The sequence below is a fragment of the Achromobacter semiaridum genome, assembly GCF_053543755.1.
Window position 1 is genome coordinate 1,953 of sequence record NZ_JBLVOL010000114.1, and the last position, 17,625, is coordinate 19,577.

Consider the following 17,625-nt stretch of genomic DNA (forward strand, 5'->3'; position numbering starts at 1 on the left):
CGCGCCCCCCCACGTCGCTGAACGAACCGCCGGCCAGCCTGACCTCGTGGCTGGACCAATTACCGGCCAGCCTGCGCAACGCCGTCCGGCTGCGCGTGGAAGGCGAACGGGTAGGCTTGCCCGGCCCGGCGCTGGCCCCGTATTTGGTCGGCCTGCTGGTTTTGCTGGGCATGCTGGGCACCTTCCTGGGTATGGTCGTGACGCTGCGGGGTACCGGCATGGCGCTGGAAAGCGCCACCGACCTGGGCGCCATCCGCGCCTCGCTCGCCGCGCCGGTCAAGGGCCTGGGCTTTGCGTTCGGCACGTCGATTGCCGGGGGGGCGACGTCCGCCATGCTCGGCCTGCTGGCCGCGCTGTGCCGCCGTGAACGCGTGCAGGCCGCGCAGCTGCTTGACACCAAGATCGCCACCACGCTGCGCGTCTACTCGCAAAGCTATCAGCGCGAAGAATCATTCAAGCTGCTGCAACGCCAGGCCGAAGTCATGCAGCGCCAGGCCGAAGCCATGCCCACGCTGGTTGACCGCCTGCAAGCCATGATGCAAGGCATGGAACAGCAGACGCGATCCTTGAACGAACGCCAGTTGGCCAGCCAGGACGCGTTCCAGGGCAAGGCCGAGGCGGCCTACGCCCGCCTGGCTGCCGTGATGGAGCAGTCCATGAAGGAAGGCGTGGCCGAAAGCGCGCGATCCGCCGGCGTGGCCTTGCAGCCGGTGGTGCAAGCCACGATGGAAAGCCTGTCGCGCGAAACCGCCAGCCTGCAAGACACCGTGGCCCAGGCCGTGCAGCAGCAACTAAGCAGCCTGACCTCGGGCTTCCAGGCGTCCACCAGCAATGTGGCCGACATCTGGAACCAGGCGCTGGCCGGCCAGCAACGCGCCAGCGAGACGCTGGCGCAAGACCTGCGCGCCTCGCTGGACCGCTTTGCCGAGACCTTTGAACAGCGCTCGGCTGCCCTGCTGGACGGCGTGTCGGCGCGGCTGGAAGCGTCGTCGGGCAACATGTCCGACGCCTGGACGGCGGCGTTGTCGCGCCAGGAACACGTCAGCGAAAAGCTGGCGGGGGACAATCTGCAAGCGCTGACGGCCGCCGCCGCCAGCTTCGAAAAGCACTCTGCATCGCTATTGCGCACCTTGAACGATTCGCACAGCTTGCTGCAATCGGAACTGGCCTCGCGCGATCAGCAACGCCTGGCCGCCTGGACCGAAACGCTGGGCGCCATGGGCGCCACGCTGCGCCAGGAATGGGAACTGGCCGGCACGCAGGCCGCCACCCGGCAACAGGCCATCAGCGACACGCTGGCGCAGACCGTGCGCGACATCAACGCCCAGGCCGCCGCGCAAGCCAGCGTGCTGGAAGCGGTATCGGCCCGCATGGAAGCTGCCGCCACCAACGTATCGGACCGCTGGAACACCGCCCTGGATCGCCAGAGTGAAGTGGCCGACAAGCTGGCTGCCAACAACCAGCAAGCCCTGACCACGGCCGCCGCCGCCTTCGAACAGCATTCGGCGTCGCTGCTGCGCACGCTGGACCAATCGCATGCGGACCTGCAAGCGGCGCTGGCGTCCAAAGACGAAACGCGTCTGGCCGCCTGGACCGAATCGCTTGCCGCCACGGCCGCCACGCTGCGCGCCGAATGGGAACAGGCCGGTGCGCAGGCCGCGACCCGGCAGGACGCCATCAGCGCCGCGCTGGCCGGCACCGCGCGCGATATCGGCGCGCAAGCCGAAGCGCAGGCGCAGTTGCTGCAAAGCGTGTCGACCCGCCTGGAATCCGCCGCCCACAGCGTGTCGGACCGCTGGAACACGGCGCTGGAACGCCAGAGCGAAGTCGCCGAAAAGCTGGCGGCCGACAATCAACACGCCCTGACCACCGCCGCCGCCGCGTTCGAGCAGCATTCGGCATCGCTGCTGCAAAAGCTGGACCAGTCGCACGCCGATCTGCAAACGGCGCTGGCCGCCAAGGACCACGAACGCCTGGCCGCCTGGACCGGCACGCTGACCGCCATGGCGGCCACGCTGGGCCAGGAATGGAAGGCAGCGGGCGACCACACCGTGGCGCGCCAGCAGGAAATCAGCGATGCGCTGGCGCTGACCGCGCTGGACGTCACCAGCCAGACCGAAGCGCAGGCGCGCCTGCTGCAGAGCGTGTCAGCCCGCCTGGAAACCGCCGCCGGCAGTGTGACGCAGGCGTGGACCGAGGCGCAGGCGCGGCAGGAACAGGTCGGCGCAAAGCTGGCCGCCGACAACCAGCAAGCCCTGACGACCGCCGCCGCCACGTTCGAGCAGCATTCGGCATCGCTGCTGCAAAAGCTGGACCAGTCGCACGCCGATCTGCAAACGGCGCTGGCCGCCAAGGACCACGAACGCCTGGCCGCCTGGACCGGCACGCTGACCGCCATGGCGGCCACGCTGGGCCAGGAATGGAAGGCAGCGGGCGACCACACCGTGGCGCGCCAGCAGGAAATCAGCGATGCGCTGGCGCTGACCGCGCTGGACGTCACCAGCCAGACCGAAGCGCAGGCGCGCCTGCTGCAGAGCGTGTCAGCCCGCCTGGAAACCGCCGCCGGCAGTGTGACGCAGGCGTGGACCGAGGCGCAGGCGCGGCAGGAACAGGTCGGCGCAAAGCTGGCCGCCGACAACCAGCAAGCCCTGACGACCGCCGCCGCCACGTTCGAGCAGCATTCGGCATCGCTGCTGCAAAAGCTGGATCAATCGCACGCCGAGCTGCAAGCCGTGCTGGCGTCCAAGGACGAAGCGCGCCTGGCCGCCTGGACCGGCAAGCTGGCCGCGCTGGCCGACGCGCTGGGCCAGGAATGGGAATTGGCCGGCGCGCAGGCCGCCACCCGCCAGCAGGAATTGACGCAGGCGCTGGAGCGCACCACGCAAACGATCACGGCGCAGGCCGAGGCGCAGGCAAGCGTGCTGGAAACGGCGTCCACCCGTCTGGAGACGGCGGCAAGCCAGGTCACGCAGGCCTGGACCGACGCCCAGACGCGCCAGGAACACGTCAACCAGCAACTGGCCGACGGCAACCAGCAGGCGCTGGAGGCCGCCGCCGCCACGTTCGAACAGCATTCGGCATCGTTGCTGCACACGCTGGACCAATCGCACGCCGATCTGCAAGCGGCGCTGGCCGCCAAGGACGAAGCACGCTTGGCCGCGTGGACCGGCAAGCTGGCCGCCGTTGCCGACACGCTGGCGCAAACCGCCAACGACATCACCGCGCAAACGCAGGCGCATGCCAGCGAGACCATCGCCGAAATCGGCCGTTTGGTGCAGGCCGCGTCGGAAGCTCCCAAGGCCGCCGCCGACGTCATCGGCGAACTGCGCCAGAAGCTGTCCGACAGCATGGTGCGCGACAACGACATGCTGCAAGAGCGCAACCGCCTCTTGGAAACGCTGGACACGCTGCTTAACGCCGTCAACCACACCGCCGCCGAACAGCGCACGGCCGTGGACGCGTTGGTGGCCTCGTCGGCCGAGCTGCTGGAACGCGTGGGCACGCAGTTCACCGACCGCGTCGAAGCCGAAACCGGCAAGCTGACCGATGTGGCCGCGGCGGTGACCACCAGCGCCGTGGAAGTGGCCAGCCTGGGCGAATCGTTCGGCACGGCGGTGCAGCTGTTCGGCGAGTCCAACGACAAGCTGGTCGCGCACCTGCAACGCATCGAGGCGGCGCTGGACAAGTCCATCGCGCGCGGCGACGAGCAACTGTCCTACTACGTGGCGCAGGCGCGCGAAGTGGTGGACCTGAGCCTGATGTCGCAAAAGCAGATCATTGAAAACCTGCAACAGCTGGCCACCCAGCGCGCCACCGCCGGAGAGCAGATCGCATGAGCGAGGACATCGACGGCGGCGTCGAACCCTCCGCACCGGCCTGGGCCGTCTTTGGCGACTTGATGTCGGTGCTGCTGGGCGCGTTTGTGCTGATTCTGGTCAGCGTGATCGGCGTGCAGCTGCAACTGTCGACGCAGCTGGAAGAAGAGGTCAAGCAACGCCAGGAAGAAACGCAGCGGCGCGAAACGCTGGAGCAGGCGCTGGCGGGTCCGCTGGCCGCCGGCCGCGTGACCTTGATCAACGGCCGCATCGGCATTAGCGGCAGCGTGCTGTTTGCCTTGAACTCCGACCAGTTGCAGCCCGAGGGCCGCGAGGTCTTGAAGACGCTGATCGAGCCGCTGGCCGCGTACCTGAAGACGCACGACGAAATCCTGATGGTCAGCGGCTACACCGACGACCAGCAGGTGCGCGAAGGCAACCGCCGTTTTGCGGACAACTGGGACTTGTCGGCGCAGCGCGCGCTGACGGTGACGCGCGCGCTGATCGACGAAGGCGTGCCGTCCGCCACCGTGTTTGCCGCCGCCTTCGGGTCCGAGCAGCCGGTGGCCTCCAACGCCGACGAAGCCGGCCGCGCCAAGAACCGCCGCGTGGAGATCACGCCCATCCCGAAACCGTCCAACGAGCCGGAAAAGCCGCGTGAACAGTAACGACGAGGTCGGCGGCGCGGTGGATGGCGTGAATGGCGCGCACGGCGTGGACGCGGCGGATGCCGTGGACTCGGTTGATGCCGTCCAGGCCGCCCACGCCGTGGATACCGCGGGCGCCGCCGACGCGGCGGACGCAGCGGGCGTTGACGTGTCCACGCTGGCGGCACAAGCCACCCTGGACGCCTGGGGCGACAGCGGTGCCGACCGCCTCGACCCGGTGCGCTTTCGCTTTCTTCAAGCCATGGCGCGGCGCACCGCCGCCCTGCAAGGCCTTGCCCGCCAACGGCTGGAAGTCCAGCTGGCCCAACATTTGCGCGCTTATGCGCGCTTGCTGGAGGCAGTGGAGCCGGACGCTTCGACGATGGATTCGGTCGAGGCATCAGAGCCCCCTTCGCACCCCTCTTCGCATGCCCCGTCGACATCGGCCGAGGCATCGCCTGCCGCCTCTGCCACCCCCCAAACCGCCCCCGCCGCGCTGACCCAGCTGCTGGCCTACCTGACGTACCCCGACGCCCCGGACAACGACCCGACCTGGGACCGCGATGCGCTTGGCCTGCGCGCGGCGTATCCCGACGTACAGATGCTGGAGTATTTTCGCGGCGTGTGGTCGCGTGTCAGCGCCGACCGGCAGGTGCGCCAGTCGCAAGAGCAGGTGCACAAGAACGCCGGCCCGCTTAATTCCAACCAGCTGGTGCATCGCGCCCTGTCGCTCATGCGCGAGCTGTCGCCCGGTTACCTGCAACAGTTCCTGTCGTACACGGACGCGTTGATGTGGATGGAGCAGATCCAAGCGGCCACCGCGCCCGCGCCTAAGGAAAGCACGCGCTCGGGCGCCGCGAAAAAGACCTCGCGGGCCAAGGCGCGGCAAGGCTAGCCCGTGCGCCGGGCGGCCACGCCTGCCCGGGCGTGCCCCAAACCCCACGTCCCAAACCCCGCGCCCCATAACGGCCGGGGCTGAGCCGGGCCAGACGCCGGCCCTGCCTATAATTAAGCCCATTCGTATCCGGCCACCCCGTCGGCCACCCACACCCCCACCCGCTTTGACGGCCCTGTCGCCGTGCCTCATGTCCACCTTGCCTATCCGTGTGCTGTCGATCATCCCCCCGATGACCCAGCTCAATACGCCCTACCCCTCCACCGCTTATCTGACCGGCTTTTTGCGGTCGCGGGGGGTGACCGCCTATCAGGAAGACCTGGCGCTAGCGCTGGTGTTGCGCCTGTTGTCGGCCGACGGCCTGCGCGCCGTGGCGGACCGGATCGCCACGCTGCCGCTTGAACAGCACACGCCCGCCATCCAGGCGTTCGTGGCGATGCAACCGCGCTATCTGGCCACCATCGGCCCGACCATCGCGTTTTTGCAAGGCCGCGATTCCACGCTGGCGCACCGGATCGTGGGCCGCAATTTTCTGCCGGAAGGGCCGCGTTTCAGCACCTTGGACGTCTATATGGACGAAGACGGTGGCGACCCGCTAGGCTGGGCGTTCGGCGCCCTGGGGCTGCAAGACCGGGCCAAGCATCTGGCCACGCTGTACCTGAACGATCTGGCGGATGTGCTGCGCGACGCGGTGGATTCGCGCTTTGAGTTCGTGCGCTACGCCGAATCGTTGGCCGGCAGCCAACCCACGTTCGACCCCTTGGCCAACGCCCTGGCCGGTGCACCGACGCTGGTGGACGACACGCTGCATAGTCTGACGATCGAGGCCCTGGCCCGCCATCAGCCAACGATGGTGCTGCTGTCGGTGCCGTTTCCGGGCGCGGTGTACGCGGCGTTTCGCATCGCGCAGACCATCAAGGCGCAGGACCCCGGCATCATCACCGTGCTGGGCGGCGGCTTCGTCAACACCGAACTGCGCGAACTGAAAGACCCGCGCGTGTTCGACTATTTCGACTTCGTCAGCCTGGACGCGGGCGAACGCCCCCTGCTGGCGCTGCTGGAACACGTGCAAGGCAAGCGCTCGCGCCAGCGTTTGGTGCGCACCTTCCTGCGCGACAAGGACAGCGGCGCCGTCCAATACGTGAACCTGGTCGAACCGGACGTGGCCTTTGCCGAAGTCGGCACGCCCACCTGGGACGGCCTGCCGCTGGACCGCTACCTGTCGCTGCTGGACATGCTGAACCCCATGCACCGCCTCTGGAGCGACGGGCGCTGGAACAAGCTGACCGTGGCGCATGGTTGCTACTGGAAAAAGTGCAGCTTCTGTGACGTCAGCCTGGACTACATCGGCCGTTACGAGGGCGCGTCGGCCTCGGTGCTGGCCGACCGCATCGAAGCCATCGTGCAAGAAACCGGACAGACGGGTTTCCATTTCGTGGACGAAGCCGCGCCGCCCAAATCGCTGAAGGCACTGGCCACCGAGCTTATCGACCGCAACGCGGGCATTTCGTGGTGGGGCAATATCCGCTTTGAAAAAACGTTCAGCCCGGAACTGTGCGAACTGCTGGCCGACAGCGGCTGCATTGCGGTATCGGGCGGACTGGAAGTGGCGTCCGACCGCTTGTTGAACCTGATGAAGAAAGGCGTGTCGGTGGATCAGGTGGCGCGTGTCACGCGGGCGTTTTCCGACGCCGGCATCCTGGTGCACGCCTACCTGATGTACGGCTTTCCCACGCAAACGGTGCAAGACACCGTGGACGCGCTGGAATACGTGCGCCAGCTGTTCGCCAACGACTGCATCCAAAGCGGTTTCTTTCACCGCTTTGCCTGTACCGTGCATTCGCCGGTGGGCAAGAACCCCGAGGAATACGGCGTCACGCTGCAACCCCTGCCGCCCGTGACGTTCGCCAAGAACGACATCGGCTTTCATGACCCCACGGGCGTGGACCACGATGCGCTGGGCCGCGCGTTGAAAAAAGCCATCTACAACTTCATGCACGGCATCGGCCTGGACGAAGACGTGCGCACGTGGTTCCCGTTCAAGGTGCCCAAGACCACCGTGTCGAAAAACCGCATCGCCCGCGCGCTTAGCCAGCAGGGCTGAGGCGCGAGTTGAAGGCGGCGGGAGGATTTGCACGCGCCCCTCTCCCGCAGTACTATACGATCCATATACAAACCATATATGGATCGTTCCTTCATGGGCCTCGTCAAAATTTCCGAGCAGATGCATGAGAATCTGCGTGTCGCCAGCGGCGCGCTCAGCCGCTCGATCAATTCCCAAGCCGAACACTGGATGCGCATCGGCATGCTGTCCGAGCTCTACCCCGAGATGTGCCACGCGGATATCTGCCAGTTGCTGATCCGCATCGAACAGAGCGAGGGCTTCACGATTGCATCGCTGTCCCGGCGCGCACCGGACGCCGCCCAGGAGGTTGCGTAAATGGCGCGCAAGGTTTCCATCAAATCCGCTGCTGATATCGCCATGGCCCGCAAGGCCGGCGCGATGGCGGCCGAAGTGCTGCACATGATCGGCGAACACGTGCGCCCCGGCGTCACCACCGACGAGCTCGACCGCATCTGCAACGAGTACATCGTCAACGTGTTGAAGGCCATTCCGGCCAACGTCGGCTATCACGGCTTTCCGAAGACGATCTGCGCGTCGGTCAACCACGTCATCTGCCACGGCATCCCGTCGGCCAAGGTGCTGAAAAACGGCGACATCCTGAACATCGACGTCGCCGTCATCAAGGACGGCTGGTTTGGCGACACCAGCCGCATGTACTACGTGGGCCAGCCCAGCCCGCTGGCGCGCCGCCTGGTCAACACCACGTATGAAGCCACGCGCGCAGGCATCATGGCCGTCAAGCCCGGCGCCACGCTGGGCGACATCGGCCACGCCATCCAGACGGTGGCGCACCGCGAACACTTCAGCATCGTGCGCGAATATTGCGGCCACGGCATCGGCCAGATCTATCACGACGAACCGCAGGTGCTGCACTACGGCCGCCCCGGCGAAGGGCTGGTGCTGCAACCCGGCATGATGTTCACGATAGAACCGATGATCAACGCGGGCAAGCCGGCCACCAAGCAGTTGCCGGACGGCTGGACGGTGGTCACCAAAGACCGCTCGCTGTCGGCGCAATGGGAACACATGGTGGTCGTGACCGACACCGGCTACGAGGTGCTGACGCCCTGGCCCGACGGCTACGGCGACTACCCGCCGATACCCTGACGGGAAGTTTGAACGCTGCGGCGGGCCACGCGGGCCCTGGTGGCCTCAACGTCGCGGGGGCCACGGCAAGGACCGGAGTGCAGGCCATCAAGGGCACGATCATGATCGTGCCCTTGCCGTTTCCGGCGCTATTGCATCCCCTGCCCCATCCCCTCATGCCCTTTCCGCCCGTGCCGCCCGCCCTGCCCGCCGCGTTTCGCCGGCTGGCCGCGTCCAATCTGGCCGCCCAATTTTCCGAACAGATGGCATTGGCCGCCGCGCCGTTGGTGGCCGTGTTGACGCTGGGCGCCACGGCCGCGCAGACGGGCGCACTGCAAGCGGCGCAGACCCTGCCGTTTCTGCTGCTGTCGCTGCCGGCCGGCGTCCTGGCCGACCGGATGTCGCGCAAGCTGCTGATGACAGGCGCCGAATGCGTGCGCGCAGCCAGCCTGTTGGCCTTGCTGGCGCTGCTTGGGATGGGCGCGCTGAATTTGACGTGGCTGGCGGCGCTTGGCTTCCTGGGTGCGGTGGGCACGGTGGCGTACAACGTATCGGCCCCGGCGCTGGTGCCGCGCCTGGTGCCGGCTGGCGATCTGGCCAACGCCAACCGCTGGCTGGAGCTGGCGCGCAGCTGTGCGTTTTCGGCCGGGCCGGCGGCGGGCGGCGCGCTGGTGGGCTGGATGGGCGCGCCCATCGCCTATGTGCTGGCCACCACGTTGTCGCTGCTGGCGGCGGTGTGCCTGGCGGGCTTGCCGCGAGATGCCGCGCCAGATGCCGCGCCAGATGCGGCGCCAGACGCCGCGTCTGATGCGGCGCCTGATGAGGGGTCTGATGCGGCGCCTGATGGGGGGTCTGATGCGGGTTGTGATGGGGGGCCCGATGCAGGGGCGGCTGCGCGGGATGCGCCGCCCGTTGCCGCCCCCTTGCGCCCCGGCATCCTCCTGCAATTGCGCGAAGGCGCAGCGTTTGTCGCGGCGCATGCATTGCTGCGTCCCGTGCTGATCACCGCCGTGTTCTTCAACACCGCCTGGTTCATCCTGCAAGCCGTGTATGTGGCGTACGCCATCGACCGGCTGGGCCTGAGCGCCACGGGCGTGGGCATCACGCTGGGCGTGTATGGCGCCGGCATGCTGGCCGGTGCCTTGGCGGCGCCGTGGCTCGCGCGCCGGCTGAGCTTCGGCGCGATGATCGCGGCCGGGCCGTTGACGGCGTTGGTGGCAAGCGGCATCTTGCTGTCCACCCTGGCCTACCCGTCCGGCGTGTGGGCGGCCGTGGGCTTCTTTCTTTTCGGTGCGGGCCCGGTTCTATGGACGATCACCACCACCACGCTGCGCCAGGCCGTCACGCCCAATGCGCTGTTGGGCCGCGTGTCGGCCGTGATCCTGACCGCCACGTGCGGCGCCCGCCCGGTCGGCGCGCTGATCGGCGCGGGCCTGGCGGCGCGCGTGGGGGTGGAAGCGTGCCTGTGGGCTTCCACGGCGGGGTTCGTGGTGCAATTCCTGGTGCTGTTCGCGTCCCCGGTGCTGCGGCTGCGCAGTCAGCCGCGTAGCGTAGGCGCGGGCGCATAAAGCGGCGTGGTTTGAAGGCGGGGCCAGTTCCGTGGGCCGGACGTTGCGACGATTGGCGCGCGGGCTGTTGCGGTCGTCGGCGTGCGTTTCTGTATCTGGCGGGGCACAAGGCGGCCCGCTAGACTTGCCGCTATCCGCGCGGCGGCAGGCCGCTGGCCTTCCCCGACAACCGCGCTCACTTCCGTAAACCGCCGCCCCCGCATGACGCTGAAAATCCTGGGTAAAGCTTCGTCCATCAACGTGCGCAAAGTGCTTTGGACCTGCGCCGAATTGAACCTGCCGTTCGTCCGCGAAGACTGGGGCGCCGGCTTTCGGCCCACCAGCGACCCGGAATTTCTGGCGCTGAACCCGAACGCCATGGTGCCCGTCATTGAAGACGGTGACTTTGTGCTGTGGGAATCGAACAGCATCATCCGCTACCTGGCGGCGCAGTATGGCGGCGATGTGCTTTACCCCGCCGATCCCAAGAAACGCGCCCACGTGGACCAATGGATGGACTGGCAGGCGACCGACCTGAACCGGTCATGGAGCTACGCCTTCATGGCGCTGGCCCGGCAATCCCCGGCGCACCGGGACGCGGCCTGCATCGACGCGTCGCGTCGCGCCTGGGCGTTCTATATGGGGATACTGGATGCACGGCTGGCGGCAACAAAAGCCTATGTGGCGGGCGATGCCTTCACGCTGGCGGACATTGCCATCGGTTTATCCGTCCACCGCTGGTTCGCCACGCCCTACGCTTTGCCGTCCGGTGCAACGTCCGCCGCAACGTCCGCCGCACCATCGTTGCCTGCCTTCGACAAACCCGCGCTGCCCGCGGTGCAGGGCTACTACGACCGTCTGGCGGAACGCGAGGGGTATCGGCTGTACGGCCGCAACGGCGTGGCTTGATCTTGGCATGCGGGCGAGGCCGCGCCGGCAGCCCGCAGCCCTGGCCCCCAGCTTTTCCCTGCCCGCGCTACTTCACCACGCCGCAAACCAGCCGGCCGCCTCCGCCGCCCAAGGGCGCGGGCGTGTCGCTGTAGTTGTCGCCGCCCACGTGCACCATCACCGCATGCTTTTTCACGTCGGCCAGCTTCAGGTGCGGCGCCACCACGGCTTTTTTGGCGGTGCCATCGGCGGCCACCACGATGAAAGGCAGATCGCCTTGATGCCCGTCGGTGGCCATTGGACCCTTGTGGGCCTTGGTGCCCTTGGTGTCCAGGTGCCCGCCCGCCGCGCCGCCGGGCGCCATCTTGTCATTCACCATGCCCGGCATGCACGAGGCCTTTTCATGCACGTGAAACCCATGCTCGCCGGGCGGCAGGCCCTTCAGGTTGGGCGTGATCTGCAAGCCGCCCTTGGTGTCCTTCAGCGAAATCGTGCCGGCGCTTTTGCCCAGGCCCTCGGCCGTCAGGAATGACATCGTGACGTCTTCGGCCAGCGCCGCGCTGGATGCGCCCGCCATCGTCAGGGCCGCGACCAGCATCGAGATTTTCTTCATGAAGTGCCTCCTGGAATCATGCACGCAAGGTGCGGATGCCCGGCCAAGGCGGACCGTGCCGCCTGGCCCAGGGCGCAGAAAACAATAGCATCGTGGCGGCAAGGCGCGCCAGCACTCTTCCTTCCTGATACAAGCGATCAGGCTTGTTAACGATTCAGCAGCAGCACCAATGCGTGCAGCGCCACGCCGATCAAGCCGCCCACCAGCGTGCCGTTGAAACGGATGTATTGCAGATCGCGGCCCACGCTCAGTTCCAGTTCATCGACCAGATGGCGTTCGTCCCAGTTCTTGACCGTGCGCGAGATATGCTCCGTCACGCCGATGCGCAGCCGCCCCGTCAGGCGCCGCGCGCTGCCCAGCACATGGCTGTTGATGGCTTCCCGCAGGCCGGGGTCTTCGCCCATCTTGCGGCCCAGCGCCAGCAACGCGTTTTCCAGATGAGCGGCCAGCGCCGAATGTTCGTCCGACAGGTCGCGGCGCAACGCCGCATGGATGTCGTCCCACAGGCCCTGCACGTATTCCTGCACCTTGGGGTGGTCGATGGCGCGCTGCTTCAGTTCTTCAACCTGGCTGGACAAGGCCGGATCGGTCTTCAGCCGTTCTATGTAGTCCAGCACCCAGGCCTCATAGTCGCGGCGCACCGGATGATCAGGTTCGGACAACACGTCGCGCAACTCGTCCATCAAGGCCATCGCCAGCCGGTCCGCCAGGTTGTCGGCAATGCCGTCCACCGACTTCACCGCGTTCACCGCCGCGATGATGCGCGGCCATTCCTTGCGCGCGAATTTCACCAACAACGTCGACGCGCGATCCTTGACCTCGTCCTGGCCCAGATAGCCGCCCAGGCGTTCCATCGCGGCATCCAGCAATTCCTGATGGCGGCCGTCTCGCGTCAGCAGGCCCAGTACTTCGCCCACCGTGCCCGCCGCGTCCCAACGGCGCAGATTCTTCACCACGAATTCCTGGATCACGCCGCGCACGGCGTGATCGTCCAGCATGTCCAGCGTTTGCAGCGCCACGCGCCGCGCGCCGTCGCTCAAGGCTTGCGCCTGCTTGGGCCGCACCAGCCAGCGCGACAAGCGCGCGGCCGGGTCAAAGACGCGCAGCTTTTCCATCAAGCTGTCGGGATCCAGAAAGTGGTCACGCACGAACACGGCCAGGTTGTCGCCGATGCGATCCTTGTTGCTGGGGATGATGGCGGTGTGCGGAATCGGCAGCCCCAGCGGACGGCGAAACAGCGCCACCACGGCGAACCAGTCGGCCAGCGCGCCCACCGTGGCCGCTTCGCAGAACGCCCGCACCCACGCCCATGCGCCCTGCCCGCCCATCACGTGGCTGGTGATGAAGCCGCACACCATGGCCACCAGCAACGCCAGCGCGGCGATCTTCATGCGCCGCAACTGCGTGCGGCGCAGGTCGGAAGCCAGCGTGGAATGCGTGGCGAAGGTGGCGGCGGGCGAGGACGTTTCGGGCATGGGAATATTCGGCTTGGCGACGCGTCAGCATAACAACAGGGGTGGGCCCGGGGCGCAAGTCTGGCTGCGGCCGCGCCCGATGGCAATGCGCTACGGTGGCGCACCGTCCGCGCGGCGCCCTCGGCGATACCAGCGCAACAGCGGCGACGCCGTTATCCCGTGCGCCACCACCGAACCCACAATGACCGCCAGCATCGCCGGGGCCAACACGCGCATGACGCCGCGCGGCGCCTGCTCCATCGCCAGCGACAGGTAGTAGAAGGTGCCCACGCCCCGGATGCCCAGCCACGCGGCCAACCCGCGCTGGCGCCCGTTCAACGACGACCCGGCCAACGCCAGCATGACGCTGGCGGGGCGCACCGCCACAAACAACAGCACGGTGGCGGCCAGCGGCATCCACGCCAGCAAGTCGCGCCAATAGGCAGAGACCACACATCCGATGATCAGCATCAAGCCCAGTTCCACCACGCGCTCCAGTCCGACCGAAATCGCCATCATCGATTCCGCCAGGTAGGCGTGCGCCAGCTGGGGGTCTTGCGCGCTTTGCTCTTGTTCCCTTGGCGTCACGTCCTGCACCGCCGCGCGCGGATTACGCCCGGCCCCGGTGGCACGCAGCTCTTGCTGGCGCAGCGCTACGCCCGCGCAGAACACCGCCAGAAAGCCGTACCCATGCGCCAGCACGGTGGCCCCATAACAAAGCGCGATCAGGCCAAGGGCCAGGAACTCGTCCAGGCCCAGCGCGTTGCCGTAGCGGATGCGCAGCCAGGCGATCAGGCGTTCGCTCAGGGTGCCGATCAGCCAGCCGATGGCAATCGCCACGACGACGCTCCACACCAGTTGCGCCGCCAGCCACCCCGGCTGCGACAGACCCTCCGGCCCGGCGTTGCACAGCGCCACGCCCAGCAGCACGAACGGAAACGCGGCGCCGTCGTTTGCCCCGCCCTCGCCCGACAAGGCAAAGCGCAGCGGTTCGTCATCGCCCGCTTCCAGGGGCCGCAGTTCGTTGGCCAGCACCGGGTCCGTGGGCGCCACGGCGGCGGCCAGCAGCACCGAAGGCCCCAGCGGCAAGCCCAGGATCAAATGCGCCGCAGCCGTCATGATGCCGATCGTGAACAGCATGGCCGGCGCCGCCAGCCGCAGCGGCAACCGCCACAAAGGATCGCCGCAGGCCGCGCGCAGATGCATGCCGATGGCGAACAGCGACACCGGCAACGCGGCTTCGGTGATCAGCCGCAACGCGTGCCGGTCGTGCCATAAATCCAGGTGCAACAAGCCCAGACCGGCGGGTCCGATGGCAAAGCCGGCCGCCAGGTACACCATGGCGCCGGTCATGGGCAACGCGTCGATGGCGCGCTTGGCCAGCGCCATCAGCACCAGCAACGCGCCGATCAACACAAACCAGACCGCCTCGATGTTCATGACCGTGCTCCACGCAGGCGCCGGCAGGCCGCGCTATTCGCCCAGGAACTCCGACACGGCATCCAACCCTTCGATATGGTCGGCCACCACCTTCGCGATAAATGCGATGGGCACGGACAAGAGCGTGCCCCAGATGCCCCACAGCCAGGTGAACAACAGCAGCATCATGAAGACCGCCACCGAATTCATCCGGGCGATGCGGCCCGACATCCACGTGGTGACCAGCACGCCGATCAGCAAGGCGATGGCGACCGAGCTACCGGCCACCTGAAGCGCCGGCCCGATCTCGCCAAACTGAATCAACGCGGCCACCCCCGTGCCCACGGCCGTCAGCAGCGGGCCAAAGTACGGGATGATGTGCAGCGCGCCCGCCACCACGGCCCAGGTGGCGGCGTTTTCCAGGCCCAGCAGCCGAAACGCGCCCCACGACAGCACGCCCAGCGCCACGTTGGTCACCAGCATCATCGCCATGTACATGTGGATGGAGCTGTTGATCTGGTCCAGCATGTGCACGCTGATCTTTTTCTGCGACAAGGTCTTGCCCGCCACCTTGACGAACTTGCGCTTGAACGCATTGCCCGATAGCAGCAGGAAGAACACCAGGAACACGCTCATCGTCGCCTGGCCCAGGAAGGTGGCCAGGCCCTTGGAACCCCACAGCAGGAATTCGCTGAGTCCCGCGTCCGACTTGGCCACGACCACCTGGCGACCGGGCTGGATGCCGCCCGTTTCTTGCAGCACGCTGGCCGCGCCCTTGATGCGTTCGATGATGGACCCATCGCCGCTGGCGAAGCCGCCCAGCGTGCGCGAGATCTTGCCCGAGATTTCGGGCAAGGCGTCCACAATGGACGTGACCTGGCTTTGGGTCGCGTACACCACGCCCGCCAGCCCGAAGGCGATTACGGCCATCAGGATGATGATGCCGATCGGACGCGGCACGCGCACGCGTTCCATCAGCGCCACGGCGGGGTCCAAGGCGTACGCCACCACGATGGCCATCACCACGGGGACGATGAATTCCTGCGCCATCTTCAGCGAAAACAACACGGCCAGGACCGTCAGCGTGGTCAGACAGGCGCCGCGCGCCCACACGTGGGTGACGTTGGGCGCGGGCTCGGGGACGATGCCCGCATCCTGGACCGTGGCTTTTTCGCCCGAGGCACGATCATCCGGCCCCGACTTTTCCGCCGCGCGCTCTTCGGGCGACTCGGCTTTCGCTTCGTCGCCGCCCACCGCCGGGCCTGCCGTGTCCGGCACCTTGATGTCCGGCGTGTTGTTCGCCGGTGTCACGCTATCCATCCCGCCCCCAATTTCCGTTTTTGGCCAAAGTTCTTGGTCAAGCTTTTGGCTATCGCGATCAGCAAGTATCGTGCCCGATGCCGTTTAGCCCTTCACCGCCAGCAGGCCGGCCTGCCCTTCGTGACTGCGTTGCGCGCGTTCCAGGATGAATTCGATCAGCATCGAGATTGCACGCGGATGGTGACGATTGGGCATGTACAGCATATACATGCCGCGCCCAAAAATGCTTAAGCGCCAGGGCGTCAGCAGCGGCAGCAGTTCGCCCCGCGCAATGTCGTCGTGCACCACGTAGTCCGGCACCACGCCCACCCCCAGCCCGGCGCGGATGGCATCGCGCAGGAACGCGTAGTTGCGGGAAATCACCGTGGGTTCAAGCACCACGTGCTGGCGCGGCTGCCCGTCGTAATACGCCGACAGGCGCAGCGGCCTGCCGATCACGGCAGCGCTGATGACCGGCAGTTGCGCCAGGTCTTCCGGGCGGGCGGGCAGGCCCCGCGCGGCGGCATAAGAGTGGGACGCGCAGGCCACGTAGCGCACCTGGCCCAATTCGCGCGCCACCAGGTTCTGCGGGGGCTCGGACATGATGCGCACCGCGATGTCGACTTCGTCGCGCAGCAGGTCGTCCACGCTGTTCTCGAACAGCACGTCCAGCACGATGTCGGGATAAGCGGCCTTGAACTCCAGCAGCCACGGCGTCATCACGAATTGCCCGTAGCCGCTGGGCACGCTCAGGCGCACCTTGCCCTGCGGCGTCTTGCCCAACGTATCGACGGCTTCGCGCGCCGCCACCAGTTCGTCTTGAATGCTGCGGCCATGTTGATACAGCTTCAGGCCGATCTCGGTGGCCTCAACGTGCCGGGTCGTGCGCCGCACCAGCTGCATGCCGACCGACCGTTCCAGTTGGTTCAGGTGATAGCTGACATTGGCGCGCGTCATCTTGAGCCGGCGCGCGGCTTCACTCAGGTTGCCTGCGTCCAGGATATCGACCAGCAAGGTCAGGGATTTGGTGTCCATGGCGTCTCCTTGCGCGGCATTGTCAAATTTTATTATCCGTAGTGTCAATTCCCGATGCCATTGTCAAGACATCTTTACTGCGAAAGAATAAAGAAATAAGAGATCAGCGATACGCGACTAGCGACCAGCGATCAGCGATCAGCGATAAGCCGTTACCGGCTTGCCCAGGCGCCGCCCCGGCGGACGCCTTACCGGAGACAAGGACCTCATGACGGACAGCAGCACTGCCGGCGCCGCCCACGCGCGCCGCGACGAAGACATCCTGGTCATCACCCTGGACCACCCTCCCGTGAATGCCCTGAGCGCCGATGTGCGCCGCGACCTGGCCGACGCCATCCAGGCAGGCCAGGCCGACACGTCCGTGCGCGCCATTCTGTTGGTGGGCGCGGGCAAGAATTTCATCGCGGGCGCCGACATCCGCGAATTCGGCAAACCGCCCAAGCCGCCCGCTTTGCCCGACGTCTGCAATCAGATCGAAGCCAGCACCAAGCCCGTGGTCGCCGTGCTGCATGGCGCGGCGTTGGGCGGTGGGCTGGAAGTGGCGTTGGCCGCGCATTACCGCGTGGCGCTGGCCAGCGCCAAGCTGGGCTTGCCCGAAGTGAACCTGGGCCTGTTGCCCGGCGCGGGCGGCACGCAGCGCACGCCCCGCCTGATCGGCGCGGCCGCCGCGCTGGACCTGATGCTGTCGGGCAAGCACCTGTCCGCCGATGCCGCCTTGCGCGCGGGGCTGGTGGATACGCTGGCTGAGGGCGACGACCCCTTGGCCGCCGGGCTGGCCTACACCCGCCAACTGTTGGCACAG

General features: G+C 67.1%; 14 protein-coding genes. 9 read left to right on the forward strand and 5 right to left on the reverse strand.

Annotated elements, in window-relative coordinates; all coding sequences use genetic code 11:
- Positions 1-17 precede the first annotated feature (17 nt).
- The 8 genes from ACNPP0_RS24270 (at position 18) to ACNPP0_RS24305 (ending at position 11,024) form a co-directional block, all read left to right on the forward strand.
- A complete protein-coding gene (locus ACNPP0_RS24270) occupies positions 18-3,836 on the forward strand; it encodes a DUF802 domain-containing protein (protein ID WP_448707240.1) in 3,819 nt (1,272 codons plus the stop codon).
- Positions 3,833-4,483 carry an OmpA family protein gene (locus tag ACNPP0_RS24275; protein WP_332607835.1) on the forward strand — a complete coding sequence of 217 codons (651 nt, stop codon included), beginning with the start codon at positions 3,833-3,835 and terminating at the stop codon, positions 4,481-4,483. The genes ACNPP0_RS24270 and ACNPP0_RS24275 overlap by 4 nt, the downstream gene beginning before the upstream one ends.
- Positions 4,484-4,631: 148 nt before the next feature.
- Positions 4,632-5,357 carry a DUF2894 domain-containing protein gene (locus ACNPP0_RS24280; protein WP_448707241.1) on the forward strand — a complete coding sequence of 242 codons (726 nt, stop codon included), beginning with the start codon at positions 4,632-4,634 and terminating at the stop codon, positions 5,355-5,357.
- A 190-nt stretch (positions 5,358-5,547) separates the two neighbouring features.
- The gene (locus ACNPP0_RS24285) at positions 5,548-7,461 is read left to right on the forward strand and encodes a B12-binding domain-containing radical SAM protein (protein ID WP_332607832.1); all 1,914 of its coding nucleotides are present in this window, start codon (positions 5,548-5,550) and stop codon (positions 7,459-7,461) included.
- Between the two features lie 93 nt (positions 7,462-7,554).
- Positions 7,555-7,797: a ParD-like family protein gene (locus ACNPP0_RS24290; protein ID WP_332607831.1), complete on the forward strand. Its 243-nt coding sequence runs from the start codon at positions 7,555-7,557 to the stop codon at positions 7,795-7,797.
- On the forward strand, positions 7,798-8,589 hold the full coding sequence (gene map, locus ACNPP0_RS24295) for a type I methionyl aminopeptidase (protein ID WP_046805911.1): 792 nt from the start codon (positions 7,798-7,800) through the stop codon (positions 8,587-8,589). It abuts the gene before it with no gap.
- Between the two features lie 155 nt (positions 8,590-8,744).
- Positions 8,745-10,136 (forward strand): MFS transporter, encoded by a 1,392-nt coding sequence (locus ACNPP0_RS24300; RefSeq protein ID WP_448707242.1) that lies wholly within the window; start codon positions 8,745-8,747, stop codon positions 10,134-10,136.
- 201 nt (positions 10,137-10,337) lie between these two features.
- Complete coding sequence (locus tag ACNPP0_RS24305) at positions 10,338-11,024, forward strand: glutathione S-transferase family protein (protein WP_448707237.1); 687 nt, start codon at positions 10,338-10,340, stop codon at positions 11,022-11,024.
- Between the two features lie 67 nt (positions 11,025-11,091).
- On the opposite strand, the gene sodC is transcribed toward ACNPP0_RS24305, so the two are convergent.
- The 5 genes from sodC to ACNPP0_RS24330 all read right to left on the reverse strand — a co-directional run bounded on the left by sodC (position 11,092) and on the right by ACNPP0_RS24330 (position 16,823).
- Positions 11,092-11,616: a superoxide dismutase [Cu-Zn] SodC gene (gene sodC / locus ACNPP0_RS24310; protein ID WP_448707238.1), complete on the reverse strand. Its 525-nt coding sequence runs from the start codon at positions 11,614-11,616 to the stop codon at positions 11,092-11,094.
- 146 nt (positions 11,617-11,762) lie between these two features.
- Positions 11,763-13,091 carry a DUF445 domain-containing protein gene (locus ACNPP0_RS24315; protein WP_442880137.1) on the reverse strand — a complete coding sequence of 443 codons (1,329 nt, stop codon included), beginning with the start codon at positions 13,089-13,091 and terminating at the stop codon, positions 11,763-11,765.
- Between the two features lie 90 nt (positions 13,092-13,181).
- Positions 13,182-14,510: a cation:proton antiporter gene (locus ACNPP0_RS24320; RefSeq protein WP_332607827.1), complete on the reverse strand. Its 1,329-nt coding sequence runs from the start codon at positions 14,508-14,510 to the stop codon at positions 13,182-13,184.
- Between the two features lie 33 nt (positions 14,511-14,543).
- On the reverse strand, positions 14,544-15,809 hold the full coding sequence (locus ACNPP0_RS24325; protein WP_332607825.1) for an AI-2E family transporter: 1,266 nt from the start codon (positions 15,807-15,809) through the stop codon (positions 14,544-14,546).
- Positions 15,810-15,893: 84 nt separating this feature from the next.
- Positions 15,894-16,823, reverse strand: a complete 930-nt coding sequence (locus tag ACNPP0_RS24330) for a LysR family transcriptional regulator (RefSeq protein WP_332607824.1) — start codon at positions 16,821-16,823, stop codon at positions 15,894-15,896.
- A 208-nt stretch (positions 16,824-17,031) separates the two neighbouring features.
- On the opposite strand from ACNPP0_RS24330, the gene ACNPP0_RS24335 reads away from it, so the two are divergent.
- Positions 17,032-17,625 (forward strand): enoyl-CoA hydratase/isomerase family protein (locus ACNPP0_RS24335; protein WP_448707239.1); only part of this gene is annotated, 594 nt, incomplete at its 3' end.